Origin of the sequence: Psychrobacter sp. UBA3962, assembly GCF_002385225.1 — a bacterium.
GTDB lineage: Bacteria > Pseudomonadota > Gammaproteobacteria > Pseudomonadales > Moraxellaceae > Psychrobacter.
Genome location: NZ_DGDC01000010.1, coordinates 171,708 through 198,192, shown reverse-complemented (window position 1 = coordinate 198,192; position 26,485 = coordinate 171,708). Strand labels below are relative to the sequence as shown.

21 protein-coding genes are annotated in these 26,485 nt (G+C 43.0%); 7 read left to right on the top strand and 14 right to left on the bottom strand.

Features of this window, described 5'->3' with window-relative positions; genetic code table 11:
* Positions 1-92: 92 nt before the first annotated feature.
* Positions 93-398 (bottom strand): hypothetical protein, encoded by a 306-nt coding sequence (locus B3S92_RS03000; protein WP_296202580.1) that lies wholly within the window; start codon positions 396-398, stop codon positions 93-95.
* A 121-nt stretch (positions 399-519) separates the two neighbouring features.
* Complete coding sequence (locus B3S92_RS02995) at positions 520-1,116, bottom strand: hypothetical protein (protein ID WP_296202579.1); 597 nt, start codon at positions 1,114-1,116, stop codon at positions 520-522.
* A gap of 166 nt (positions 1,117-1,282) precedes the next feature.
* On the opposite strand from B3S92_RS02995, the gene dnaQ reads away from it, so the two are divergent.
* The 6 genes from dnaQ to B3S92_RS02965 all read left to right on the top strand — a co-directional run bounded on the left by dnaQ (position 1,283) and on the right by B3S92_RS02965 (position 7,136).
* Positions 1,283-3,031: a DNA polymerase III subunit epsilon gene (gene dnaQ, locus B3S92_RS02990; protein WP_296202577.1), complete on the top strand. Its 1,749-nt coding sequence runs from the start codon at positions 1,283-1,285 to the stop codon at positions 3,029-3,031.
* A gap of 170 nt (positions 3,032-3,201) precedes the next feature.
* The gene (locus tag B3S92_RS02985; RefSeq protein WP_296202575.1) at positions 3,202-4,029 is read left to right on the top strand and encodes an RnfABCDGE type electron transport complex subunit B; all 828 of its coding nucleotides are present in this window, start codon (positions 3,202-3,204) and stop codon (positions 4,027-4,029) included.
* 69 nt (positions 4,030-4,098) lie between these two features.
* Positions 4,099-4,794 (top strand): endonuclease III, encoded by a 696-nt coding sequence (nth, locus tag B3S92_RS02980; RefSeq protein ID WP_296202572.1) that lies wholly within the window; start codon positions 4,099-4,101, stop codon positions 4,792-4,794.
* A gap of 232 nt (positions 4,795-5,026) precedes the next feature.
* Entirely contained in the window at positions 5,027-6,193 is a 1,167-nt protein-coding gene (gene metK / locus B3S92_RS02975) for a methionine adenosyltransferase (RefSeq protein WP_296202570.1), read from the top strand.
* An 82-nt stretch (positions 6,194-6,275) separates the two neighbouring features.
* Positions 6,276-6,611, top strand: coding sequence for a DUF3144 domain-containing protein (locus B3S92_RS02970; protein WP_296202568.1), 336 nt, complete (start codon positions 6,276-6,278; stop codon positions 6,609-6,611).
* Positions 6,612-6,746: 135 nt separating this feature from the next.
* Positions 6,747-7,136 (top strand): hypothetical protein, encoded by a 390-nt coding sequence (locus B3S92_RS02965; protein WP_077450913.1) that lies wholly within the window; start codon positions 6,747-6,749, stop codon positions 7,134-7,136.
* A gap of 131 nt (positions 7,137-7,267) precedes the next feature.
* Here B3S92_RS02965 and B3S92_RS02960 read toward each other — a convergent pair whose 3' ends face one another.
* From B3S92_RS02960 to gyrA, 5 genes are all read right to left on the bottom strand, one after another.
* Positions 7,268-8,536, bottom strand: a complete 1,269-nt coding sequence (locus B3S92_RS02960; protein WP_296202564.1) for a hypothetical protein — start codon at positions 8,534-8,536, stop codon at positions 7,268-7,270.
* A 310-nt stretch (positions 8,537-8,846) separates the two neighbouring features.
* On the bottom strand, positions 8,847-11,435 hold the full coding sequence (gene clpB, locus B3S92_RS02955; protein WP_077451056.1) for an ATP-dependent chaperone ClpB: 2,589 nt from the start codon (positions 11,433-11,435) through the stop codon (positions 8,847-8,849).
* A gap of 371 nt (positions 11,436-11,806) precedes the next feature.
* On the bottom strand, positions 11,807-12,028 hold the full coding sequence (locus tag B3S92_RS02950; RefSeq protein WP_296202562.1) for a hypothetical protein: 222 nt from the start codon (positions 12,026-12,028) through the stop codon (positions 11,807-11,809).
* Positions 12,018-12,722: a glutathione S-transferase gene (locus B3S92_RS02945; protein ID WP_296202561.1), complete on the bottom strand. Its 705-nt coding sequence runs from the start codon at positions 12,720-12,722 to the stop codon at positions 12,018-12,020. Before B3S92_RS02945 ends, B3S92_RS02950 begins: the two co-directional genes overlap by 11 nt.
* 182 nt (positions 12,723-12,904) lie before the next feature.
* Positions 12,905-15,616: a DNA gyrase subunit A gene (gene gyrA / locus B3S92_RS02940; RefSeq protein ID WP_296202558.1), complete on the bottom strand. Its 2,712-nt coding sequence runs from the start codon at positions 15,614-15,616 to the stop codon at positions 12,905-12,907.
* 325 nt (positions 15,617-15,941) lie between these two features.
* Here gyrA and B3S92_RS02935 point away from each other — a divergent pair, with 325 nt between their 5' ends.
* Entirely contained in the window at positions 15,942-16,760 is an 819-nt protein-coding gene (locus B3S92_RS02935; RefSeq protein WP_296202556.1) for a methyltransferase domain-containing protein, read from the top strand.
* Here B3S92_RS02935 and B3S92_RS02930 read toward each other — a convergent pair.
* From B3S92_RS02930 to B3S92_RS02900, 7 genes are all read right to left on the bottom strand, one after another.
* Positions 16,731-17,918 (bottom strand): ABC transporter ATP-binding protein, encoded by a 1,188-nt coding sequence (locus B3S92_RS02930; protein ID WP_296202554.1) that lies wholly within the window; start codon positions 17,916-17,918, stop codon positions 16,731-16,733. The two genes, B3S92_RS02935 and B3S92_RS02930, sit on opposite strands and share 30 nt — an antisense overlap.
* A 56-nt stretch (positions 17,919-17,974) precedes the next feature.
* On the bottom strand, positions 17,975-19,573 hold the full coding sequence (locus B3S92_RS02925) for an ABC transporter permease (RefSeq protein WP_296202552.1): 1,599 nt from the start codon (positions 19,571-19,573) through the stop codon (positions 17,975-17,977).
* A 147-nt stretch (positions 19,574-19,720) separates the two neighbouring features.
* Positions 19,721-20,845 carry an extracellular solute-binding protein gene (locus tag B3S92_RS02920; RefSeq protein WP_296202550.1) on the bottom strand — a complete coding sequence of 375 codons (1,125 nt, stop codon included), beginning with the start codon at positions 20,843-20,845 and terminating at the stop codon, positions 19,721-19,723.
* Positions 20,846-20,985: 140 nt separating this feature from the next.
* A complete protein-coding gene (locus B3S92_RS02915) occupies positions 20,986-21,942 on the bottom strand; it encodes an ABC transporter substrate-binding protein (RefSeq protein WP_296202548.1) in 957 nt (318 codons plus the stop codon).
* Positions 21,943-22,214: 272 nt separating this feature from the next.
* On the bottom strand, positions 22,215-22,928 hold the full coding sequence (locus B3S92_RS02910) for a 16S rRNA (uracil(1498)-N(3))-methyltransferase (RefSeq protein ID WP_296202545.1): 714 nt from the start codon (positions 22,926-22,928) through the stop codon (positions 22,215-22,217).
* Entirely contained in the window at positions 22,925-24,541 is a 1,617-nt protein-coding gene (locus B3S92_RS02905; RefSeq protein WP_296202544.1) for a 3-deoxy-D-manno-octulosonic acid transferase, read from the bottom strand. The genes B3S92_RS02910 and B3S92_RS02905 overlap by 4 nt, the downstream gene beginning before the upstream one ends.
* Positions 24,542-24,716: 175 nt before the next feature.
* Complete coding sequence (locus tag B3S92_RS02900; RefSeq protein WP_296202542.1) at positions 24,717-26,477, bottom strand: phospholipase D-like domain-containing protein; 1,761 nt, start codon at positions 26,475-26,477, stop codon at positions 24,717-24,719.
* Positions 26,478-26,485 lie beyond the last annotated feature (8 nt).

The window sequence follows — 26,485 nt, the reverse complement described above, 5'->3', positions numbered from 1 at the left end:
TCTTTCCACAATAAAACAAACCCCATAAGTTAACTTATGGGGTTTTTTATGCCACTTTAATTAGGTAGCGCCAGATAACTTAGATAAGACGCTTAATCAGGTAGGTCGTGTCGGATATGATCTGGGCTTAGACCAAAAGAGAACACAAAGGTAGCCACTAAGCTGTTAACAATAACAAAAGCCACATCTAGCCCCTCATGCCCTAGCACGAACTTGCCTAATAAGGCAGATATCAGCAACATAATCCCAAAAAAAGCTGCCAAATAAATTTTGATCTTAGGATGCGAGAGGCTATAAGGCTGCTCAGGTTTTGGGCCTTTTTCTAACACATAAAGACGAACCGCCCAGCCTGCTGCATAAGCCAAGGCTCCCATTAATAAATAATTTAAAAAACCCATTTTCTTTATTCCTAATTGCCAAATGACTTAAAAGCTAACTCTTGATGCCTGCAATGTTTTGATATTATTTGTGCTTTCAAATAATTATTACTTTTAATATTGTTACTTCTAATAAAGCAACTTAACTCTCAACCTTGCCTGCAGGCTTAATCACGATATTACCCACACCCTCTTCATTTTGATGTGGGTTTTCTATTAGCTCATCTGCTGGGGTGTCATCGCACTCAACTTTATAAATGGTATTGGAGCCTTGCAAAATATAACCTAGATACGGACTGTCTAAAGTCGGATCAATATTCACATAGGCCTGTTTAACTTGAGCAACAACGAATACTCGATCTGGTCGACCGATTACCCCTTCTACGTTTTTCTCATCAACTGAAAAGTATTTTGATACTTTATCAATAGCGATAGGCTCTAATGGCTCTGGGTCATCCCAAACTCTATTGGCAGATTTTGGCTCTTTCATCTGCATCACTAAGCCTTGTGTCTGCTGGCTGACCTTAATCTGTGGTGGCTCATCTTTACTTACGGTATAGCAGCCTGAAAACATATCAGCATGGTGTTTAATACTTTGTTCAGAGTTTAAAGTCTCAGCCGCCGTATCAGCACTCACTGCAGGGTCGGCTGTCTCAGACTTATCACAAGCGGTTACCAATAAGGCTACCCCTGATAGGAGTACGGTCGAATAAATTTTTGATAGATTTAATGGTTTCAAGGCAAAGTTCCGGTAGCTCAATATAATTAACCGTATTTTAGCAAACTTGTTATCGCTGTTGTGACTATTGGTAAATATATTAAACAGGCAAACTCAAATAAGTAGGTCATATTTGCTATACTAGGCGTTAACTATTTTTGCTGTTTTTTAGCCAGAGTGAGTCGCTATGTCTGTACTTAATCCTAAGCCCAATACCACTATCGCTTTCACTGATGGTGCCTGCAAAGGAAATCCTGGTCCTGGAGGGTGGGGGACTCTATTAGTGCTTAGTGATGGTCGTCAAATTGAGTATTTTGGCGGCGAAGCTCATACCACCAACAACCAAATGGAGTTGATGGGAGCAATTATGGCTTTAGAAAATAGCCCTCATAATCAGCACCTAGAGATTTGGACCGACTCAAGCTATGTTAAAAATGGCATTACCTCTTGGATTCAAGGCTGGAAAAATAAAGGCTGGAAAACCTCTGGCAATAAACCGGTAAAAAACCAAGAACTATGGCAACGCTTAGATGCTCTACAAGCCAACCGTGATGTTAGCTGGCACTGGGTGAAAGGCCATGCTGGTCATGAAGGTAATGAAAAAGCAGATGAGCTGGCCAACCGTGGCATTCTATCTTCCTCTGACTCTATTGCCTCTAGTCCTAATAATAGCGATGAGCTTAAAAAAAAACTAAATAACTCACAAAACTTAGTTACTTCTGAAGCGCAAACACCGACCTCCCCCCTTGTTGATGAATCAAACGTTCATCCTAATAACACCACGAGACCCCCAAGCAATATGATTAACTCGGAAAATAACAACTTTCAAGACAGTAATGATTGGATTAAAGATGATCCTCTAGGTTTTGATGAGATGTCTGCTGAAGAAGAAGCGGCTTTGGCAGCACAGTTTGGCAACCCTCATACCGACTCGCCAGTTTCACAGCCTTTGCCTCATAGTTCAATACCAGACCTACAAAATAATGCTGAGACAGCCCAAGCGACTCAAGAGCAATCAAACGAGATGCAAGAGATTGAGTTTGATGGCGATACCAGTCGTGCCAACCCTCACTTTAAACCGCTATTACCTGAACCTATTAATAGAGGGCAAAGTGGCCGTCAATTGATTATGGATACCGAGACCACAGGTCTGGATGCTTTAAAAGGGGACCGAATCATTGAGGTAGGTATCATTGAGCTTGTGAACCGCAAGTTTACTGGCGAAAAGCTACACGTCTATATCAACCCTGAGCGCGGTATGGATGATGAGGTTATTAGAGTTCACGGTATCTCAGAGGCCTTCTTAGCGGACAAACCTAAATTTAAAGAAGTGGCTAAGCCCCTTTATGAATTTATGCTTGGGGCGGAAGTTATTGCCCATAACGCCCCATTTGATATCAGCTTCTTATCCATGGAGTTTGATAAAGTTGGGCTAACCGACTTTGCTGAGAAGATTACCGTTACTGACTCCTTGGTAATGGCCAAACAGCAGTATCCGGGTCAAAAGAACACTCTAGATGCTCTAGTACGCCGTCTTAACGTGGGTAAAATGGACCGTACCTTCCACGGGGCTTTACTAGACTCGGAAATTCTAGCAGAAGTTTATTTGGCAATGACCGGGGGCCAGGTCGCGCTAGCTATCGATGAAGATACCCAATCTGAAGGGCAAGGCTCGCACGCCAACTTTAGTCACCTAGCCGCACAGATACTAACGGCTAAAACTCAAATTAGCGATCATGTGAATTGGGTTGCTAAACTATTTAAGAAGCATCCAAAACTGGCTGAAACCCAAGGTGTGGGGTGTTTTTATAGCATCGATGAGGCCGCAAAAGCGACCAACCTGCTGTTTCAAAAACCCGTAATGGGTCAGCAGCTACAAACCAGTCGCCTAAAGATAGACCCTATTTTGGCCAATAATTTATTTATTGGATCCTAGCTTTCAGGTATCCAAACGTTAAGTAAACCGTTGACACTGCTCAATTGCAGATCAAATGAAGGGTTCAACGATTAACTAACGACTGTTAAAGTATTACCATAATTCTTTGGTTAGTGCCCGTCGGTACTGACTTTTTAAGTTATTCAATTGCTATTTATGATGAGGTACTCGTGAGCACTGACCGATTAGACGACCTTCCTATTCTATTTAATCGCTTTGGGCTTGAGCGCCTGACGCAACACCAACGTCAAAAGATTGCCACAGTTGATGCCACCTTACCTCAGACTCAGTGTGGGCTATGCGACCACTCTGAGGGCTGCTTGCCCTACGCCATTGCTATGGTGGTAGATAATGAGCCGCACAATAAGTGTGTGCCTGGCGGTCAGCCGGTTAGTGATACCATTGCGAAAGTACTAGACAGAGAAGTATTACCCGTTCGTGAGTCTGCCTGGCCGGTAGATCCTAATACCAGTCGCCCTACTGAAGTGCGCGCAGTGATACGAGAAGATGATTGCATTGGCTGTACTAAGTGCATTCCTGCCTGCCCAGTAGATGCCATTATTGGTACTGGCAAACACATGCACACCATCATCAGCGACTTATGCACCGGCTGTGAGCTATGCCTCCCCCCATGCCCTGTGGATTGCATTGATCTTATTGAAGTGCCTCGTGACCCTGCTACCGAAACGGCTGAGTTTAGAGAAAAAGAACAAGCACATCTGCGATATCGCTATCACAATCATCTCAATCGTGTGGCAGAGCAAATGGCAGATAAAACCCATGCTAAGCCAGTGACCAGTGTTATCGAGACCATGATAGGTAATGCTTCACACCAAAGCTTAGATATCGATGCCTCTCAAGCCAAAGCCACCATTGCTGGAGCAAAGCTACGCACCAAAATCAAAAAGCTAGAAAAACAGCTAAGCATACGCCCTAACCCTAGCAAACAAGCAGAATTAGACGACTTAAAACGGCAGTTGGCCGAGCTTAGTGAATAGGGATTTAGCCTAAATGCTGATTTTCTCTATTTTCAATGATAGGTAAATTTGACGAGACATTAAATTAAAATGAGTAAAGTTGTTAAACATAAAACAGCACAGACCCCTCCCTCAAGACGGCTGCCCAATCGTAACGTACGCCCTTTTTTTGAAAAGTTAGCGGCAGCCATTGATGAGCCGGTGACTGAGCTTGAATATAGCAGCAACTTTGAGCTGCTTATAGCGGTTATCTTATCGGCCCAGGCCACAGACGTTAGCGTCAACTTAGCTACCCGTAAGCTTTATGCGGTAGCCAATACCCCTGAAGCCATTTATGCTCTAGGAGAAGAAGGGTTAAAAGAGTATATCAAGACCATAGGCCTGTTTAATTCAAAAGCCAAAAACGTCATGAAGGCTTGTAAAGACTTAATTGAGAAGCATAACAGCCAAGTACCAGATAACCGTAAAGATTTAGAGGCACTGGCAGGCGTGGGCCGAAAAACAGCCAACGTGGTCCTGAACACAGCTTTTGGTCATCCTACCATGGCCGTAGACACCCATATATTTCGCGTTAGCAACCGTACTGGCCTTGCCACTGGCAGGACTGTGCTTGCCGTAGAACAAAAGCTATTAGAGCGGGTACCTGAAGATTATCTTGTCGATGCCCATCACTATCTTATTTTGCATGGCCGCTATACCTGTCAAGCGCGCACTCCAAAATGTGGGGCCTGTCCGGTCTATGAAGAGTGTATGTTTAAAGACAAGCAGGCTTTCGCAGAATTATAATAAGCACCGCCTCGCCTTTAAGACCTGTTATGTAGAACATAAACCCATCAATAGCGTCAACTCACTAGAGTTTTCAGTGAGTTAAGGGTAAAATAGGCTATTTAAATTTTTATGATTATCTTGTTTGATTTTACCATCATACCGTAATGACTTTTAAAGCGTCATTGCCGTGCTAAAATCTCAATTCCTGAATCCAAGCTCCTGAATCCTGAATATAAGTGACTCTCCTACTATGCATGACTATCAACTTTTTACCTCAGAATCTGTAAGTGAAGGCCATCCTGATAAAATGGCAGATCAAATTTCAGATGCTTTGCTTGATGCAATTATGCGTGAAGACTTACACGCCCGTGTGGCCTGTGAAACCTTAGTTAAAACAGGGGCAGTAGTTTTAGCTGGTGAAATCTCAACCACTGCCAATATCGATATCGAACGCATTGTTCGTGAGACAGTTAATGAAATTGGGTATAACCATTCAGATTTAGGCTTTGATGGTAATACCTGTGCGGTTATCAATATGATTGGTAAACAATCTCCTGAAATCGCTCAAGGGGTTGACCGTCAAAACCCAGAAGACCAGGGTGCCGGTGACCAAGGTCTAATGTTTGGTTATGCCAGCAATGAAACCGAAGTATTGATGCCAGCACCTATTGAGTATGCCCACCGCTTAATGGAACGTCAGTCTATGTTACGTCGTTCTGGTGAGCTACCTTGGTTACGCCCTGATGCCAAAGCTCAAGTGACTCTAAAATATGCCAATGGTATCCCCTCAGCTATTGATGCTGTGGTTTTATCTACCCAACATGATCCAGATGTATCTCAAGCCGACTTGCATGAAGCGGTTATGGAAAGCATCATCAAGCAAGTTATCCCAGCTGAGCTACTGCACAAAGACACTCGCTATCATATTAACCCAACTGGCAAATTCGTTATCGGTGGTCCTGTGGGTGATGCCGGCTTAACGGGTCGCAAAATTATTGTAGATACTTACGGTGGTATGGCGCGTCATGGTGGCGGTGCATTCAGTGGTAAAGACCCTTCGAAAGTTGACCGTAGTGCTGCTTATGCGGGTCGCTATGTGGCAAAAAATATCGTTGCCGCCGGCCTTGCTGAGCGCTGTGAAGTTCAGATCAGTTATGCGATTGGGGTTGCTGAACCGACATCAATTGCAGTGAACACTTTTGGCACTGCTAAAGTAAGCCGTGAAGTCATTATTGAGTTGATCCGTACTCACTTCGACCTACGTCCTTATGGCATCACTCATATGCTAAATCTGCTACAGCCTATGTACCAGCAAACAGCTACTTTTGGCCACTTTGGTCGTGAAGGTAGTGAGACTGCTTTCACTTGGGAAAAGGTAGACAAAGCAGAGCTATTAAGAGCAGACGCTAATATCTAAAGCATGCAAATACAGCACTCATAGCTGCAAGCTTGGGAGCTGTATTTAACCCATTTAATCAATAAAATTAAAGTTGATCATTATGACCGATACCCCTAACAACAACGAAGATCCTAAGCTATCAAAAGACATTGAAGCTTTTTATAAACGTGCTGATGCCATTATTGAGCTTGCCAACAGTCAGTTAGGCCCTGAATCACATTCAGGTCAAGTGGGTGCTTCATTATTATATGCAGCCGCCCGCTATAGTGCTTCTGTCGCCTCTATTGGCTTCGTTAAAGGCAGTGATTTGGCCGCAGAAAAAAATGAAATCATTGAGTTTTATACCAAGCAGTATCGTCAAATGTTAAGTGATAACTTAGACGATTATGCAGATAACTTTGATAAGTATGTGCAAACGGGTACAGAACAAAAATAGACCCTTTTATCTCATTTAGATAAAAGTAATATTTTGAATACAAGATACATAAATAGCTTACCTTGGGTAGGCTATTTTTTTTGCTAAGATATAAGCTTAAAATAACTCAACACTCAATTAGGATGAGGAATCATTATGACGGCATTGATTCAAAAAAGACGCCATAAGCTATTTAATTTTTCAAAAATTATGGCTTTATCGATTACCACAGGTTTACTGGCTACAGGCTGTGTGACGGCAGAAGATTCTAACTCAACTCCTCATACCCAGACGCCTGCTCCCATTAGCACTCCTGATGCCAATCACTCCGGTAACAGCACTAAAGTAGCACAGTGTGGCCCTTTTACTCCGGATAAAGAACAAACCATGTGCACCATGCAATATGATCCAGTGTGTGTTAAACACAAGGCCCCTAATGGTCAAGTCAGCTATAAGACTGCTGGCAATGCCTGTATGGCCTGCACCACTGCAACTGCCATCAGCCATACCCCGGGTGAGTGTGGTACCGGTCTGCCGACTAAATAAGCTAACTATTCTGTAGATAGGTAAACTTTACAGACCGTTAAACCTATAGAAAATTGCCATTAGTAAGGCTATAAAAAAAGGCCCAGTTATAAACACTGAGCCTTTTCTCTTTATTAAACCAGGCTAGTCAATTAGCTACATTGCTTATTAATTTCATCTAGTAACCATTTGCCATCTTTCTCATTGAAGAAAGGGTTTAAGCTGGCAGGATTTAGGTCAGGTATCTGACAAATTTCATTCACAATATCACTATGAGTAAATGCTTTATCTAACCAACGTTTACTAGACTCTCGATCACCCATTTTGGCATAGTCCATTGCCCCTAGCAGCTCACTTAAGGCTAAGTCTTCTACTTCCTCTGTTAAGAAGGTTTTAGCACTTTCAAGAAGCTTTTCTTCATTAATGTCTTGGTATCTTAAGGCAGTCAACTTTAATAACTGAGTAAAATACTCACTTTCATCACGCTGTAATACCTTAAGCAAGGCCTCCTCCGTTTCATTCACGCTAAGCTTTTGTGCGGAGTTTTTATTAGCTTCATTTTCATCGCTTAGCTGCGTGGTCACTGTTTTTAACCAAGGTAGAGAATCTACTGCTTTATCGAGCGACTTGCTTACTTCTCTATTATTGGTTTCAGCTTGGGCTAAGAAAATTAAAGTTTGGTTTAATAGCAGCTCTTTTTTCTTAGGCTGCTGCTGTAATTCAGTATTATAGTTTTCCAAATAATCAGTTAATTGACCCACAGTCGAAAGTAAGGCTCTATTGGTCATTAAGGTTTTCACCATCGCATCCGCATTAGAAAAAGCGATAGGCTCACTTAACCACTGATTCCAAATATCATTGGCTTGTAGCCACAGTTGCACGTCTTTTTCATCGCTAGAAATCAAACCATGACGAACATAACTAAAGAACAAGGCTTGCTGTGCATAAAGTAAATTGGATAATGCCGCTCTTTTATCTGCTTCAGACAAGTTGCTCTTGTTTAGCTCATTTTGAGCTGCTTCAACTTTCGCCTGATTCATTTGCTCAGCTATCGCTAAAGCTTGTTGCTTACATTCTACCGATTCAGTTTGTGGTAGTTGGTTGGCTAAATCTATACCACTCGCACTTTTACTAAACAACTGATCATAACTTAATGCTTGGCTAGAGAACTTGCTGATTTCAGGTTGGATTAGTTTTTTATAATCATCACTACAAGCCTTGATATCTTCTGCCCAATTTGCAGTATCTAAGCGACTGGCTTTATTTGTACCCTGCGCTTGGTTAGTCTCAGCGACAATAACGGATTTGCCATTAGCATTGGAGGTTTCTGAAGGAAGGGTACTGCAGGCAGAGGCAGCAAAGACAGTAGCCAGTAATACAACACTTAGTTTGGTCTTTTTAAAGGAGGTGCTTAAAGTCATTATATGTTCCTTACAGATTGGACAGTGAGTTTTTAGAAAGCCTAGAGAGAGGTTGGTGAACCTCTTTTTACTTACAATCATAAATTGTAACATGACATGATAAACAAAGCGCCCTGGCTAAGCAATATCCCTAATAATATAAGGGCATTTTGCTCTACTTGATGAAAAAAACTCCATACACACAACTTCCTAAAACAAAAAACCCTTACCTACTGGTGTAGATAAGGGTTTGGGTTGAAGATATAGATAAGCAGATTAGCAAGCAAGACAATTTTAGCTACTTTGCTTTCACATATATCTGATACCTTTATTATGCTTTAGAAAAAAGTAAGTTATCTTCTTCATCCACATCAACAACTATGGTATCACCTGCCACGAATTCTCCTGATAGAAGCTTCAGTGACAATGGGTTTTCAATCTGCTGCTGGATAGCACGCTTAAGAGGACGTGCGCCATAGACAGGATCATAGCCTACTGCTACTAGCATGTGCAGGGCATCTGGTGACAACTTGATGTCCATTTCACGCTCTTTGAGACGATCACGCAGACGATTTAACTGAATATCCGCAATACCGGCCATCTGTGACATACCCAGTGGGTGGAATACCACAATCTCGTCAATACGGTTGACGAACTCAGGACGGAAGTGCTGACCCACAGACTCCATAACCGCTGATTTAATCTCTTCATAGTCATCACCAGCCATCTCCTGAATCTTGTGCGATCCTAAGTTACTGGTCATGATGATAACTGTGTTTTTGAAGTCGACCACACGACCTTGTGAGTCGGTTAAGCGGCCATCATCCAATACTTGCAATAGAATGTTGAAGACATCTGGGTGAGCTTTTTCAACCTCATCAAACAAGATAACGCTATAAGGCTTACGGCGAACCGCTTCCGTTAGTACCCCACCCTCTTCATAGCCCACATAACCTGGAGGTGCACCTACCAAACGGCTCACACTATGCTTCTCCATGTACTCACTCATGTCGATACGCACCATGGCATCTTCAGAATCAAACAAGAAGTTGGCCAAAGATTTAGTCAACTCAGTTTTACCTACCCCTGTTGGACCTAGGAATAAGAACGAGCCTGAAGGACGGTTTGGATCAGATAGACCGGCACGGCTACGACGAACCGCGTTAGCTACCGACTGTACCGCTTCGTCCTGACCTACCACACGCTCATGTAGACGCTCTTCCATCGTCAACATTTTCTCACGCTCGCCTTGTAGCATTCTACTGACCGGAATACCGGTCGCAGCAGCCACAACTTCAGCAATTTCATTATCCGTCACTTTGTTACGTAGTAACTTGATACGGTCGCCTTCGCCGGCTTGCTCTTTTTGTTCAGCCAAGTCAGATTCTGTGATGCGTTTTTCTAACTGCGGAATGGTCTCATACTGCAGCTTACTCATGGTTTCATAATCGCCTTCACGACTGGCTTTATCATAAGCAATACGCGCTTTATCTAGCTCGTCTTTTAACTGCTGACTGCCTTTTACCAAAGCTTTTTCTGCTTGCCAGATTTCGTTTAGATCGGCATATTCTTTTTCAAGCTCTTCGATTTGCTCATCAAGAACTCTGCGCTCTGCTTGTGCTCCAGCATCTTCTTCATTTTTTAACACTTCACGTTGCATTTTTAATTGAATCAGACGGCTATCAAGTTTACCCAATGCTTCAGGCTTACTGTCCATCTCCATACGCAGACGGCTCGCTGCCTCATCAACCAAATCAATGGCTTTATCAGGTAGCTTACGATCAGTGATATAACGATGACTCATGCGGGCAGCAGCAATAATGGCACTGTCTTGAATGTCGACACCATGGTGTAGCTCATAGCGCTCTTTTAGACCACGCAAAATAGCAATGGTATCTTCAACAGTGGGTTCATCCACCAGTACTTTTTGGAAACGGCGCTCAAGAGCAGCGTCTTTCTCGATGTACTGGCGGTACTCATCAAGCGTAGTTGCTCCCACACAGTGCAGTTCACCACGAGCCAGAGCTGGCTTTAACATATTACCGGCATCCATAGCTCCGTCGGTTTTACCCGCTCCGACCATGGTATGTAGCTCGTCGATGAATAAGATGACATTGCCTTCTTGCTTCGCTAAGTCATTTAGAACGTTTTTCAAACGCTCTTCAAACTCACCACGATACTTAGCACCGGCAATCAAAGCCCCTAAGTCTAGTGACAACACTTCTTTATGACGTAAGCCTTCTGGCACATCACCATTGACAATCTTCTGTGCTAAACCTTCAACAATGGCTGTTTTACCCACACCTGGCTCACCAATTAATACTGGGTTATTTTTGGTTCGGCGAGATAATACTTGGATGGTTCTACGAATCTCTTCATCACGACCAATAACTGGGTCCAGCTTACCCATCTCAGCCTGTTCTGTAAGGTTCACAGTATATTTGTTTAACGCATCGCGTTGGTCTTCAGCGTTTTGACTGTCCACGGTTTGTTCTCCACGAAGTTGTTCAATAACAGCTTGTAATTTTTCTGAAGTAACCCCAGCTTCTTTAAAAATTTTCTTAGTGTCGCCCTGCTCTGCCAAAATCAGCATTACCCACTCAGTGGCAATGTACTCATCTCCTGCTTTTTGAGCTTGACGGTCCGCCAAGTTTAAAATTCGAATCGACTCTGTATTTAAATTAACCTCTCCTGTTGGATTGGATATGACTGCTTCGTTGTCTAAAGCTTTCGCAACCCCATTCTTAAGAGCCGGAACGCTAGCCCCTGCCTGTTGGCACACTGAGATGTTTGATTCATCTTCTAATAGTGCAGCCATGATATGAATCGGGCTAATACTGGTATGGTCTCGACCAATTGCCAGACTTTGGGCTTGCTGTAAAGCTGCCTGTAGTTTTTGGGTGAACTTTTCAAATCTCATTAAGTTATCCTTATAATAATTTATACTTTTTATATCTGTTTCTCTGAAGCAACTTTCAAGTACTTTAGCGTAAAAACCATTCTAGCCTGGCACTTTTGCTTTGCTTGTATCTGCTATTTATATGCTACCTAATCGATTTGATTTCAAGTAATAATTTATAATATTTTTAACTGTCAATAGCTGTACATGACTAATAAGTAACCCTGTATATAAAAGCTATAGCCAAAAAAAGCCCGTACCAACGTGAATTCGTCAATACGGGCTTTATAGATAGCTGTCTTTAAAAATCAGCTTAAACAATGGAGCTGTAGGAGCAATCGAGCTGTAACAGGTTAGGTAAAAAAGAGCATAAAAATCTTACTCGAATGGATTTATTGAGGCATCTGACAAATAACCAAACCATCCTCTACCGTAACTTGAGCGCCTGCCAACTGACATTCTTTCACTAAATGCGAGCGGCTGGCTTGCCAACCTGCATAAAAACTTACCACGCAAAGCAATAATATAAATAACTTTGTTTTCCAGTTTTTTAAAATCTCTGGTTTATTAGCTTCTATTTTTTGACTTTCCTGAGTAAAAGAACTAGAACTCAAGCTTACCTCCTTTTTCCACCGCAGCTTTATAGGCCTGTCTGCCCTGACAGCGCTTTAGCCAATTTAAAGTACTATTATAGCGGACTTCATCAAGCCCAGGACCGGCATTGGCAGCTTCAATAAAAAAGCCCATTTGCACATCTGCTGCACTAAACTCGCTGCCCGCAAACCACTTATCTTTTGACAACTTCTCTTCGATTAAATCCAGAGCTGTTCTAATATTCTTATTGATCATCAACGCTTCTACTTGCTTACGAATGCCTTTGGCTATGGGCTTAATCAAAGTTGGAGAGCGCTCAACTACCTTACTAAACACCAGACGCATCACCAAAGCGGGCATAGCTGAAGCTTCTGCATAATGCATCCAAAAGTCATAATCACGCCAGGCCTGACTCTCAGCATCCACCTTCGGATGTAGCTTATACTCTGTGTCATACTTCGCCATTAAATAATCAATGATGTGTCCTGACTCTATTAGGCTGGTCTTTTCTGCTGGATCTTTTGGATTAAGACCTGCTACCTCTAACACAGGAGACTTGCCTGAAGGGTGGACTCGCTCCAAGCTCTTTGGGGCCAAATAAGAGTTGGTACGCTCATATCTGGTTAATTGATACTCCACACCCAGCTCTTCTAATAGCCACAGAATACGAAATGATCGTGAGTTTTCTAAATGATGCAAATGCAATTCAGACATATACTTTCCTTATTGTTTAGAGCAAAAAAAATGCCAACATTATGTTGGCATTTTATAGGTTATCAACGACCGCTCATAGAGGTTATTTGTTAAACCATACTGAATGACAGCCTAGATAAGATGCTTAGCGCTTATCAATTTAGAACTTATCCAGTTACCGCTATCAAATCAATACTCATTAACTACTGATCATCCTCTAAGCTATCTTCAGCTTCATCTAGATCTAGTTGTTCCTCCAAGCCTTCAATAGCGTCGTCAGCCAACAAACCTTCATCTTTCATGGCTTCAACGATTTCATCTTCCTCACCACTATCTTCGACTCGGGCCATTGCCACTAAAGCTTCATCATTGGCCAAGCGAATCAAAGTTACCCCTTGAGTATTTCGGCCTGATGTAGCTACTTGAGCAACTGGCGTACGAACCAGAGTGCCTTTATTTGAAATTAAGATAATATCGTCTTCAGGATGAACTTTTGTGGCACGTACTAACGCGCCATTACGCTCACTGGTCTTAATGGCAATAACACCGCCACCACCACGATTCTGAGCATTGAACTCTTCTACCGGTGTACGTTTACCATAGCCGTTTTCACAGGCAATCAAGATTTCTTTAACATCTTCTTCAATGACAACTAATGACTTAATAAACTCATCTTTGGCAATGCGCATACCACGGACACCTTTGGCGGTACGTCCCATCACACGCGCATCATTTTCATCAAAACGAATCGCTTTACCACTTGAAGCAAACAGCATAACTTCCTGCTCACCATTGGTAATACGGGCCGATACTAGTTTATCGCCTTCTTCCAGCCCAATAGCGATTAGACCATTAGAACGGATATTGGCAAATTGAGATAGCTCAACACGTTTTACCGTACCGTTAGCAGTAGCAAAGAACACAAAACGGCTGTCAATTTCTTCTGATAAATTAGGAATAGGCAAGATGGTAGTTACCACTTCATCCGGATCAAGTCCGATGATGTTAACCAGTGGGCGGCCTCGCGAACCACGGCTGGCAATAGGGACTTCAAAGCCTCTTAGGCTAAATACTCGCCCATTATCCGTAAAGCACAATACCGTCGCATGAGTTGAAGTCACTACTAGGTGATCAATCACATCATCTTCTTTCATCGCTGTGGCAGACTTACCCTTACCACCTCGTTTTTGAGCCACATAATCACTGATTGGCTGAGTTTTTGCATAACCAGTACGCGATACAGTTAGCACAACGGTCTGCTCAGGAATTAGGTCTTCACGGCTAAAGTCAGTACGAGAATCAACGATATCTGTGCGACGCTCATCGCCAAAGTTCTCTAAAATCTCATGCATCTCATTTTTGATAACCATCATCAGCTTATCAAAGTCAGCCAAAATAGATTCAAATTCAGCGATTTGACGCAACAAATCTTGATATTCTTCAGTTAACTTTTCATGCTCAAGACCCGTTAAACGGTGTAGCTGCATCTCTAAGATAGCGTTGACTTGCTCTACTGATAAGCGGTAATTATTGCCGTTATCAATTAAGCCAAATGGATTTTTTAAATCTTCGCCTTCGATAAACTCAGGACGAACTGAGCGTAAATCACCCGCTACTAACGTACCACGGCCCGCTGCTTGTAACATCGCTACCACAGTGCCTGAGTCCCAAATCTGAGCTAACAGCTTCTCACGGGCTTCCCCACGGTTGGCCGACTCTTTAATGGTGGCAATGATCTCATCAATGTTGGCTAGAGCTACGGTCAAGCCTTCTAATAAGTGACCACGAGCTTTGGCTTTATTTAGCTCATAAATTGTGCGGCGGGTGACCACTTCTTGACGGTGACGCACGAACGCAGCAATTAACTGGCGTAGGGTCATTAGCTTAGGTTGGCCGTTATCAAGCGCAACCATATTAATACTAAAGCTTGATTCTAGCGGGGTCTGCAAAAACAGGTTATTAACAATAACTTCAGCCACTTCACCGCGGCGTAGGTCAATGGCGATACGCATGCCGTCTTTATCAGACTCATCACGAATCTCTGAAATACCTTCAATCTTTTTATCGCGTACTAATTCCGCGATACGCTCAATCAGCTTAGCTTTGTTCGCCTGATAAGGAATCTCGGTAAATACAATGCGTTCACGATCACGGTTAACACCAGTGTCACTCATAGGCTCGATATGATAGCGGCCACGAATATGCACACGGCCTTTACCAGTACGATACGCATCCACAATTCCTGCACGGCCATAGATGATACCGCCCGTAGGGAAATCAGGACCTGAGATGTAAGTGGTTAACTCTTCGCTTGAAATGTTTGGATTATCAGCATATGCCAAACACGCATTTAACACTTCGGTTAGGTTGTGCGGTGCCATATTGGTCGCCATACCTACCGCAATACCTGTCGCGCCGTTAACCAATAAGTTAGGGATACGAGCAGGCAGGACACTGGGCATACGCTCAGAACCATCGTAGTTATCTTCCCAGTCTACAGTGTCTTTTTCGAGGTCAGCCAGCATCTGGTGAGTCAGCTTGGTCATACGTACTTCGGTATAACGCATCGCAGCAGCTGGGTCATCATCGATTGAACCGAAGTTACCTTGACCATCGACCATGGGATAACGCAAACTAAAGTCCTGCGCCATACGTACAATGGCATCATACACAGCAGTATCACCATGAGGGTGATATTTACCGATTACGTCACCGACCACACGGGCAGATTTTTTATAAGGTTTATTGTAGTCGTTGGAGAGCTGATGCATGGCATACATGATACGGCGATGCACAGGTTTTAGACCATCCCGTACATCAGGTAAAGCTCTAGAAACAATAACGCTCATTGCATAATCGAGATAAGATTGCTTCATCTCATCTACGATAGCAATAGGACTGACCGAATCATTCATACATACTTCTCCATGTTGACAGCTGACTTTCTTGATGAAGGTTTTAATAGTCCTTCAAAGAAAAGAAACTGCAAACTATTTTTTAATTTTTTATACCAATAATAACCAGCCGTATTTTAGCATAAATTACGCTTAAACGGGCGGTTTTACTGACATTAACTCGCAATTCCTCAATGAAATTAGCGTATTGTTATTGATTAAAATCCCAACCAAGTTTCCATATTTTCAGTTAGTAGAATATTACTTGGTAAAATCAAATAGGTTGGTTACAATCAAAGCTTTTTAGCCCCAAATCATCTTAATTGACTCCTTTAGGTAACCTTACATGAGCACAGCAGAAGATCGTAACTTTGACCCCATTACTGAGCATTTTGTCAAAAAGGTATATGGAGGCTTGAAAGGTGACATTAGATTGGCGGTATTAAAGCGTGATCTTAGCGCTGTTGTCAGTGACTTATCACGCCAGCTCAATCGCCCGTTAGAAATATTGGATGTGGGCGCAGGGCTAGCACAGTTATCCATCGAGTTGGCCACACAAGGTCACAATGTGACTATTAATGATATCTCAGACAACATGCTTACTGAAGCCAAGGCTGATGCAAAGCAGTTGGGGGTCATTGATGATATCAAATGGCTGGTGTGTCCTTACCAGGATCTGCAAATTAAGCTACCCTCTGAGTCTGTCGCCGGTTTTGATTTGATATTGTGTCATGCTTTGCTCGAATGGCTAGGTGACCCAAAACAGATTATGCCCTTTTTTAAGAAATGGTTAGCGCCTACTGGGGTATTATCCCTTTGCTTTTATAACCCGGCGAGCTTCGTGTATCGCAATTTAATCATGGGCAACTTTAATTTATTAAATAACCCCGACTTTAAATCAGACAATAAAAAAAGCCTTACTCCCAATAATCCAGTCAGCTACGAGGAAGTAGAAGGCTGGCTTACAGAGCAAAGCTTTGCTATCGATAAAGTCAGTGGCTTACGTGTATTTCATGACTATGCCCCTCTAAAGCGAGGAGGACACACCAATCCAGAAGCAGTTATTGAAATGGAGCTGCGTTATTCAGATCAAGCCCCCTACAAATGGCTCGGTCGTTATATTCATGTGCTGGCGTTAAATACGCTGCCAGGTGGTCACATCTAACTCACTGCCTTGGAACAACACCACATGAGCCATTAAGGGGCGAAAACCTATCATAGAGCCGACAGGATGGTCATGATGGCTTGAAATAAGCGACAATACTTCCTCTCCGTTTTCTAGGCGTAAGCGGTATAGAAAGTTTGCTCCGCGAAACACCCGCTCAACCACCATCGCCATCTGCGGACTGTGGTCATCATGGACGATGTCATCGGGACGAATCAAGACCTTAATCTTAGTGCCATTAGGGAAATCATATTCACACACCTCCCCTTGAGCAAAGTAAGTCTCATAATCCATTTCATGATAGTGAGAATGAATAGGCTCAGGATAACGCTTGATATCGCCCAAAGCAGTCTTGATAACTCCCTGCTCAATGATGCCATCAATCATTGCCCCCTCTCCAATAAACTCAGCAATAAAGGGACTATTGGGCTCATGATATAACTCATCTGGGGTCGCCCACTGTGCCAGCTTACCTTTATGCATAACCCCTATTTTATCGGCTATGGCAAAGGCCTCATGCTGATCATGGGTAACTAAGATGGCCGTGGTATTGGTCCGCTTTAGAATATCACGCACTTTGGCAGCCAATGACTCACGAAGCATCATATCTAAGTTTGAAAATGGCTCATCAAGCAATAACAGATCCGGTTTGGGCGCTAAAGCCCGGGCCAAAGCAATACGCTGCTGTTGCCCTCCAGATAGCTGGTTAATACGCTTATTGGCATGTTCGCTAAGCTCGACCAACTCCAACATCTCTTTAATACGAGCTGCCTTATCAACTTTACTCCAGCGGTGTAAGCCAAAGCCAATATTTTCGCTGACCGTTAAGTGACTAAATAAAGCATAATCTTGGAACACCATGCCCATATCACGCTTAGCGGGCACCACTTGAACCTTGATATGGCCTTGATTGATGTCAGTCAGAATCTTACCGTTAAGGATAACTTTGCCATTTTGAGGCGTTTCAAGACCAGCAATAGCACGAAGCGCAGTCGTTTTACCGCAGCCACTGAACCCTAGCAAGCAGCCAATCTCTCCTTGCTCTAGCTGCATAGACAGTGACTTCACCACCTCAGTTTCACCGAAGCTGACAATTAGGTTCTCTAACGTCAAATAATGTGAATTTAACTGAGACTGTTGAGTTGAGGTTGACTGCATTGAATTCACCATTTTTTTGCTTAGGCTATTATAAAATAAGAAGTATTAAGGCCGGCTTAGCTTTTATCTGATTGAGTGATTAATAAAATGACAGGGATTAGACCTACTAAAACAATGGTCAAACTGGGCAATGCAGCCCGTTCATACATCCCCTCAGAGGTCATTTCAAATACCCGTACTGCTAAGGTATCCCAGCCTTGACGACGTGTCATTAAGGTAATAGGCATCTCCTTGGTCACTTCAACGAACACCATAATGAGAGCGGTAAAAACCCCAGGACTAATCACAGGTAGATAAACCTTACGCCAACGTTGCCAGCGATTTGTGGTCAACAATTGCGCCGCTTGCTCTTGGCTTGGGGTTAATCTATTTAATTGTCTATCAATAGGCTGAAAGCCCACGGTCATAAAACGCGTGGTTAATGCCAGTAACATCACAATCACACTACCACTAAGTATCTGAGCACTGGTAATGTTTTGAGCAATTAATAGGTTGTCTAGCCAAGCAATGGGAATAAATACCCCAACTGCCAGTACGGTACCAGGCACTGCATATCCTAAGTTGGACATAGAAACCAGTAGCTGATTGCTTCGACTCGGATGCTGACGCAATAACCAAGCTACCATTAAAGCCACGGCTGCAATGACTGTGGCAGTGGTTCCAGCAATCAATACCGTGTTCTTAACAAAGTCCCAATAACGAGCATCTAAATCAATTTGATAATTTTGCACAACCCAAATTAATAACTGAGTCATGGGTAGCCCAAAGGCCATAATAAAAATAAAACTACAGAATATCACTGCCCATACGTTACGAAGACCGGTGAGTCTTTCACGTTGCCGATTACCTGCACTGGGAAGATAACTGCGCCTCTTTTGCCAATAACGCTCTAACAGTAGAATGATAAAGACCGTGATAATAAGCAGCGCTGCCAATTGTGCTGCCGTGGTTAAACTAAAAAAGCCAAACCAAGACTTATAAATGGCGGTAGTAAAAGTGTCTAAATTAAAGACAGAGACTGCGCCAAAGTCGGCTAAAGTTTCCATCCAGGTTAATAATAGGCCACCCACAATCCAAGGCATGGCTTGAGGCAAAGCCACTTTAAAAAAAGATTTATTACGGGTTAACCCCAGCATTTGACCGGCTTCTAGAGCGCGTTGACCTTGGGATAAAAAGGCTTGTCGGGCTAAAAGATAAACATAAGGATAGAAGACTAAGGAGAGAATAATACCGGCACCCCAAACACTGCGAATGTTCGGTATCGACCAGCTAAGCCCCATGTCTCTAAGAGAGGTCTGAATAAAGCCACTATAATCCAGTATGCCTACGCTGACAAATGCCAATACATAGGCTGGAATGGCAAAAGGTAGCATCAGAGCCCAGACGAAGAACTTCTGTCCTGTGAAGCGATACATACTGGTCAGCCAAGCCAAGTAAGTCCCCAGACTCCCCGCCAATACTGTTACTAATGCCAAGATTAGTATGGTGTTTTTGATGACTTGAGGTAGGACAAATTCAGCCAAGTGTGACCAAATATCTGCCATAGGCTCGAACCACGAGCGCATGACAATGATCACTGGTATTAACATAAATAGCGAAACCAATGCTAAGACTGATTTCGCTAATAACGACCCTTTTGAAATATTCGCTTTCATAAAACCCTATTGCAAAGTATAAGGGCTACCTGTGACAGGAGCCCTTACTTTCAGCAGTTATTTATGGTTTTGTTATATAGCATTAAATTACCTTGATACCTATAACCTTTTATTACTGTTTATTATTATTAATCAGTAAGTAATAACTTATTCGTAACCTGCACGGTCCATCAATTGAACCGCTTCAGCTTGGCGCTGACCGAAGATACTAACATTAATATTATCTTGGTTAAAGCTGCCCCATGAGCGAAGCATCTCAGACTCATCGACCCCTTCTTTTACTGGGAATTCTTTATCGCTGCTGGCATATTTACCTTGAGCAGTGTCTGAAGATAACCATTCAATTAGCTTACGAGCGCCTTCCACGTTATCAGAGTTTTTGATAATGCCTGCACCAGATACGTTTACGTGAGTACCTGTAGCTTCAGCGCCTTCTCCTTGGTTTGCCCAGAATATTTTCACTGGGAAGTCTGCATTTTCATCCAAGATACGGCCATAGTAGTAGCTGTTAGCAATACCTACTTCACACTGACCTGAAGCGATCGCTTCTAGTAGCTTAGTGTCGTTACTAAATACGGGGGCTGCTAAGTTGGCCACCCAACCTTTAACGATTTCTTCTGTTTTTTCAGGGCCATAATGCTCAATCATACTAGCAACTAACGACTGATTATATACTTTCTTGGACGTACGTAAACAAAGTTTACCTTTCCATTTAGGATCAGCCAGGTCAGCATAAGTTGATAAATCAGTAGGCTGTACTTTGGCAGGGTCATAGAAGATAGTACGAGCACGCAAAGACAGACCAGTCCATAAATCATCCACTGAACGGTATTTCTCAGGAACGTTGCTATTAACCACTTCAGAATTAATAGGCTGTAATAGACCTTCTTGGCCGGCTTGCCATAAGTTACCAGCATCTACGGTAAGTAGCACATCGGCAGGAGTATTGGTGCTTTCTGCTTGTAAACGGGCTATTAGAGGACCACTATCATCCGTAACCAACTCAACAGGAATCCCTGTCTCTTTGGTAAATTCATCCAATAATGGCTGAATCAGTTGTTCGTTACGTGATGAGTAAATAGTGACGGTATCACCTGAAGCTTTATCGGTAGCTTGCACTTCGGTTTTCTGTTCAGTATCTGCAGTCGTTGTGGCTTCTTCAGTAGACTGATTACAGCCTACTAATGCTAATGCTCCAAGGACCGCCGCACTTAACATAGTGTATTTGGTGCTAGCTTTGGCTACGGATGTTGCTTCTCGTGATGTTCCCATTTTTGCCTCTTTTATAAAGTATTAAGCGTTGGTTTTATAGTAATATTTTTGGAGATATAAGTACTATCTGCTGAAAGCATTTTAATCCAAATGGTAATAATTATCAATAACGATTAGCAATTGATTACCAATAAAAAACCCTACTCTATAATATCCGTATCCTCTGTCCCTTCTTCTGGCACTTCGGGCTCTTTTTTTAACGGCTCAATTTTACGATGATCGTTGATAATATCGATTAATGGGGTGGTATCAGGCTCAAACTGAGTCCACTCAGGCCGAATGGCCTCCATATTTACCGTCTCGTCTTTAATATCGATCACGGGGAAAGTACTGGTATAAAAAGCCAGCAATGCCTGCCCGCGATCGCTAACCAACCACTCCATAAACCTTAAAGCATGACCCACTTCTTCTCCACTGTCCACCATACCTATGGCAATAGCATTGGTAATGGCCCCTCGGTTAATTTGATTGGGCCACATTAACCGCAGCTGAGTGTTGGGCTGGGTCTTGACATAGCCCCAAAAGGCATCGCTGTCTACAATCCCCACATCACAGCCCCCTTGCTCCATCTGATTAAGGACATCCTCATTGCTGGCCAGTGGACTGCCCATGTTGGTTTGCCAGTTGCTCAGAATTTCTGGAGTCAGCTTGGTACCATTATAGGACATCATCATTTTAGCAATGGCTTGGTTTTCTGGACTATAAATATCGGTCATACAAAGCCTGCCCAGCCATTTGTTGGCACCAAGACCGGCATAGTTTACCAATTCACGCTCATTCACTTTATTTTTGTTATAAACAATGCTTCGAGCATACTTACCCACCCCAAACCATTCTCCATCCGGGTCTTGATAATGGGTGGGCACAGCCTCCACCAAGACCTGTGACCCTACCGACTGTAGCACATGACTGGCACTGGCATTGGCCAGTGAGTAGACACTATGCATCATTAACATGTCTACCCCTTTTGGAAGATTTACATCGAAGTGCAAAGGAGGCTCTTCATCAAAGCTCACAGTAAAGACACTTTTATCTACAGGCACCCACTCAATCAATATGCCAGTCTCTTGACGATAGGCATCACTAAGCCTAGTCATATTTTTTATGTCCAGGTCAGTGCCTATTTGAAATCTTTCTTGACTGATTTGCACCGGGTTGTTGGTTGGCTGCTCCTCCTGATTTTGGTCACCTGAACAGCCCGTCAAACTTAGCGAGGCTAAAATAAAGACAGGTAAAGCTCTTGTTAGAAACTTGCTATTTGACCTAACAACCTTGGACATGAGAGGAAACCTATGGCAGTAAATACGCGAACAGAAGAAAGGATAAGAGTTAAAGCAGCCTAAAAGGCTAAGTATAACTGAAAACAGCCCTATAGATAACGGCCGCATAAGGCATTGACTGCAGCTTCCGTACGCAGAATCCGACTGCCTATATTGACGGCCTGACAGCCATTGTCTTGTAACAGGCCCACCTCATAATCAATCCAGCCGCCTTCCGCACCAATACACAATACTTGTGGCAAGCCTGCCTGTTCAAAATATTCATTAAAAGATAGCGGGCTATAAGGGTGAGCCACCACTAAACTACGATCTTTGGCCCAAAGACTAAGCTCATCTTCCACAAAGGGCTTAAAGCGTTTTTTTAATTGGATGTTAGGCGCTATGGTATCTACCCCTTGCTGCAGCCCCTCTGTCACAAACTCATCAATTCTACTGAGCATAGGGCTTTGCCAATAGCTTTTATCCGTGCGGTAGCTGTTGACTAAAATGATTTCGGCCACCCCTATGGCAGTCATATCCATTATTAGTCTTCGCAACACCTTCGGCCTCGGCAAGGCTAAAACTACCGTTAAATCCAGCTTACTCGGAGGCATGGTATCTAAATTCAGGCTACCTAGCTTAAGCTGGGTATCCGACACGGCTTCAATAACTGCTGTTCCTAATTTTCCATTTACGCTGCCTACTTTTACGCTGTCTCCTGCCTTGAGCTCAAGCACCTGCTGTACATGCTTAATTTGGCTAAGGTCAGTGATACTAAAGCTGGCCTGCTCGTTATCTAACTCAGGTAATAGTAGGATATTCACAGTGCTTCATCCTCACCGCGTTTACGCACCTTAAAGTGATCCAAATCCACTTCATCGTCTTTTGGGTCAGGAGCTTGGTTCGCCATTTTAGTGGCTGTTAATAGACCTTCTATCATCTGCAGCTGTTGCTGCATGGCATTACTCTTGGTAGCCACTAGCTTTTGCCCTTGTTGACCTGCCTGCTTAGCCTGTTCAGGATAAGTTAACCATTGAATCACACTATCTAGCAGTGAAGCATTAGGCATGGCACTAGCATTACCTGATATTTTAGAAACCTTATCTTTTTGAGTACTGTTGACTGCATTCACAACTTTTAAAGCACCCACTTCATTTAAGGCAGCGACGACCTCATGACAAGACTGAGTATAAGGACCCATAATGACAGGCTTGGCCAAACTAGCCGCCTCAATCGGATTATGGCCCCCGATATTTACCAAAGACCCGCCTACTAAGGCCACATCTGCCAATTGATAACAGGCCGTTAACTCCCCCATAGTGTCTGCAAGATAGACCTGAGTATTCGCCTCTATAAGCTGCTGCTGACTACGACGCTGATAAACCAAGCCAGACTGATCAAGTAGCTCAGCGACCGCATCAAAGCGCTCAGGGTGACGAGGGACTATAATAAGCAAAGCATTGGCCAAGTTTGCCTGAGCAATAATCTGTTTGTGAGTCTCAATGACCGCTTTTTCTTCCCCTTCATGGGTACTGCCAGCAACCCAAATAGGGCGATTGAAAACTTCAGAATTAGCGCCAAATTCAGCCTGTAAAGCTTGTACCTTAGCAGTTACTGTCAATTCAGATTGTGCAGTAGCTGGGGCTGTTCCTGTTGACCACTTTAAAGAATTCGCCCGGCGAATCTTCACAACGTCAGCCCCCAAGCGGCGAAAACGTTTTGCTGAGTCCGCATCTTGAGCAATAATCATGCTGATATTGTGCATCATGCTTTTACTAACTGAGGCATATTTGGCATAACTTTCGAAGGATTTTTGCGACAGCCTGGCATTCACCAGTACCGAAGGGATTGCTGACTGTTTTAATACCGCTAAGATATTGGCCCATAGCTCCGTCTCTACAAACATCGCCAAATCAGGCCGAGCCTTATTAACAAACTTCTCAATGATGGCTTTATCATCAACGGGCACAAAAGTATGTACCATTTGCTGGTTGGCAATGGCTTCTGCAAAGAGCTGTTCAGTACGTGCAAAGCCGGTTTGGGTGGTATTGGTAATCCAAATTCTAGCCCCTTGCTGTAGCATCACTTTTAGCATAGGAGCAATGGTATTGGTCTCTCCCAATGACACGGCATGACACCAGATATTGGCTCCATTTAAAGCACTAGGTGTTGAAGAGGATGGTATGGAGTAAGCCGGAGGCTGCGGATAATCACGACCATAACGAGAGTCGATTTCTTGTTTATAATCGGCTACTGGCATATCGCTTTTTTTGGCCTGGCGATAGCGGCGCCACAAGACCAGCCTATAAATTGGCTTTAACAATTTAATGGCTAATTTGTAGTACCAAGGAGGCGAGATGGCCTCAGTAGATTTTTTGATATTTGATACTGAAGAATAGGCTGAGTTAGAAGCATTGGCGTCTTTATTGTCTGGCATAATCAACCTATGATCACCTTAAAAAATTGCAGCCTTAGACTACTTTATAAGCATTGTTAAAAACACTAAAACCAAATAATCAGGCACTTTAATAGAACGGTCCGAATAAAAAATAGCCGATATTCTACCGCATTTAAAATTTATAAAATAGCCATTCCTATCAGTAATTTAAGCATTATAGTAACGGGCTAAATAAGCGTATCCCTGAGTCAAAAAGCTGCTTGTAGGTGGGTCGACTTTCCCACTCATCCCACTGTAACAGCTCACACTGAGTTAAGTAAGCCTGTTGGCAAGCATAAACCTGCTTTACGATACTTGGGGTATACAGCGCCAAGCTAATTTCCATATTTAAATAAAAGCTACGCATGTCCATATTTACTGTGCCAAACAAGCAATAATCATCATCAATAACCACTGTCTTGGCATGTAGCAAGCCGCCTTTAAATAAAGCTATCTTGACTCCCGCTTCCATCAGTATTGAATAAGAGGCCTGTGAAGCATGCTGTACAAAAAAGGAGTCTACTTTTTTGGGTAAAATTAACGTAACCTCTACTCCCCTTTTTGCAGCTGTGGTTAAAGCGGCCAATAAGGCTTCATCCGGCACGAAATAAGGGGTGGTTATCTGGATGCGGTGATCTGCCCTATGAAAAATCGTCAATAGAGTATTATAAATTACATGTTCGGTAATACGCGGAGCTGAAGGGATAACCTGAGCCATCACATTGTCTATCACCGGCATATTGGCAATAGCCCGCATATAATCCGGTAAGCTTGGGTCTGAATCTACCTCATAATCAGGATCTTGCTCTGAGGCCTTAAAGTCATGACCATATTCATCACTTAAATTAAGGGAGGATATTTGTCTGGCCAAATAGCCGGATGCCTTATCATTAATGTCATTAATTGCAGGCTTGGGGCGATACAACTTACGGGTATACATATTGATATTATTTTCAATCCGATAGCCAAGCTGCTCTAGATTACGCGTGCTTTCTGCCCCAATATCGGTAACGCTAACCGCTGCCAACGCCGTGACTACACTCACCGCATTATCACTTTGAATGCGCATGATCAGATCAATCCATTGCCCCACGGCTTTGTCTTGTTTAAAAAACTCAGGATCAACTAAGTTAAAACTACCGGTATAACCAATATCATCATCAATCACCACAATCTTTCGGTGATTACGTAGATCACTGCGTTTTAATAAAGTTTTAAACAGACCGACGGGTAAGGACTGATGAATAATAACCCCCGCTTCGACCAGCTTTTCATGCCAATCATCGGCAAAGAAGCTAAAGCTTCCCACACTATCAGCCAAAACTTGACACTCTACCCCTCTTTGAACCGCTTCAATTAAAGCCTGAAACACTTCTTGGACTCGGCCTTTGGGGTAAATAATATAAAACTCCATCAAGATTAAGGTGGAGGCATTATTTATATCTTGTATTAAAGTGTCAAAAGTACTATCTGCAGAAGTTAATAGCTGCATGCTGTGGTTATCATAAACCCCAAAACCAGTATCAAATGTACCAATACGGCTCACACCTTGATAGCGCTCAGATAGAGTATCATCCACTTTTGCTAGCTGTATATCTTGACGTTTGGCCACTCCATTTAACATATCTTGGGCTTGTGAGTTACGTAGCTTATAGCTCTTACCCAGATAAGGCTCGCCCACTAACATGTAAGCAATAATACTAAAAAAAGGAATGGCAAATAGCAGAACCAACCAAGCGATAGCGATACCTGTATTGCGCTGCGTTGATAAAATACGCACCACCATAAAAATGGTTAGCACCAGGTGAATGGCTACCCCCAACCAAGCCCAGTTGCCTGCTGAGAAAGATTCTAGCGACGTCATAATCCGATCTAGTAGCTGGACTAAATCTGCTTGAGCCGTCAGGACGTAAGAAGAAAGTGCAAATGGAGCCATAAGTTATA

Bases quoted from the DNA above. Each gene is read 5' to 3' on its own strand.
- B3S92_RS03000 (WP_296202580.1), bottom strand. From the start codon at position 398: ATGGGTTTTTTAAATTATTTATTAATGGGAGCCTTGGCTTATGCAGCA.
- dnaQ (WP_296202577.1), top strand. From the start codon at position 1,283: ATGTCTGTACTTAATCCTAAGCCCAATACCACTATCGCTTTCACTGAT.
- nth (WP_296202572.1), top strand. From the start codon at position 4,099: ATGAGTAAAGTTGTTAAACATAAAACAGCACAGACCCCTCCCTCAAGA.
- metK (WP_296202570.1), top strand. From the start codon at position 5,027: ATGCATGACTATCAACTTTTTACCTCAGAATCTGTAAGTGAAGGCCAT.
- B3S92_RS02970 (WP_296202568.1), top strand. From the start codon at position 6,276: ATGACCGATACCCCTAACAACAACGAAGATCCTAAGCTATCAAAAGAC.
- B3S92_RS02965 (WP_077450913.1), top strand. From the start codon at position 6,747: ATGACGGCATTGATTCAAAAAAGACGCCATAAGCTATTTAATTTTTCA.
- B3S92_RS02960 (WP_296202564.1), bottom strand. From the start codon at position 8,536: ATGACTTTAAGCACCTCCTTTAAAAAGACCAAACTAAGTGTTGTATTA.
- clpB (WP_077451056.1), bottom strand. From the start codon at position 11,435: ATGAGATTTGAAAAGTTCACCCAAAAACTACAGGCAGCTTTACAGCAA.
- B3S92_RS02945 (WP_296202561.1), bottom strand. From the start codon at position 12,722: ATGTCTGAATTGCATTTGCATCATTTAGAAAACTCACGATCATTTCGT.
- gyrA (WP_296202558.1), bottom strand. From the start codon at position 15,616: ATGAATGATTCGGTCAGTCCTATTGCTATCGTAGATGAGATGAAGCAA.
- B3S92_RS02935 (WP_296202556.1), top strand. From the start codon at position 15,942: ATGAGCACAGCAGAAGATCGTAACTTTGACCCCATTACTGAGCATTTT.
- B3S92_RS02930 (WP_296202554.1), bottom strand. From the start codon at position 17,918: ATGCAGTCAACCTCAACTCAACAGTCTCAGTTAAATTCACATTATTTG.
- B3S92_RS02925 (WP_296202552.1), bottom strand. From the start codon at position 19,573: ATGAAAGCGAATATTTCAAAAGGGTCGTTATTAGCGAAATCAGTCTTA.
- B3S92_RS02920 (WP_296202550.1), bottom strand. From the start codon at position 20,845: ATGGGAACATCACGAGAAGCAACATCCGTAGCCAAAGCTAGCACCAAA.
- B3S92_RS02915 (WP_296202548.1), bottom strand. From the start codon at position 21,942: ATGACTAGGCTTAGTGATGCCTATCGTCAAGAGACTGGCATATTGATT.
- B3S92_RS02905 (WP_296202544.1), bottom strand. From the start codon at position 24,541: ATGCCAGACAATAAAGACGCCAATGCTTCTAACTCAGCCTATTCTTCA.
- B3S92_RS02900 (WP_296202542.1), bottom strand. From the start codon at position 26,477: ATGGCTCCATTTGCACTTTCTTCTTACGTCCTGACGGCTCAAGCAGAT.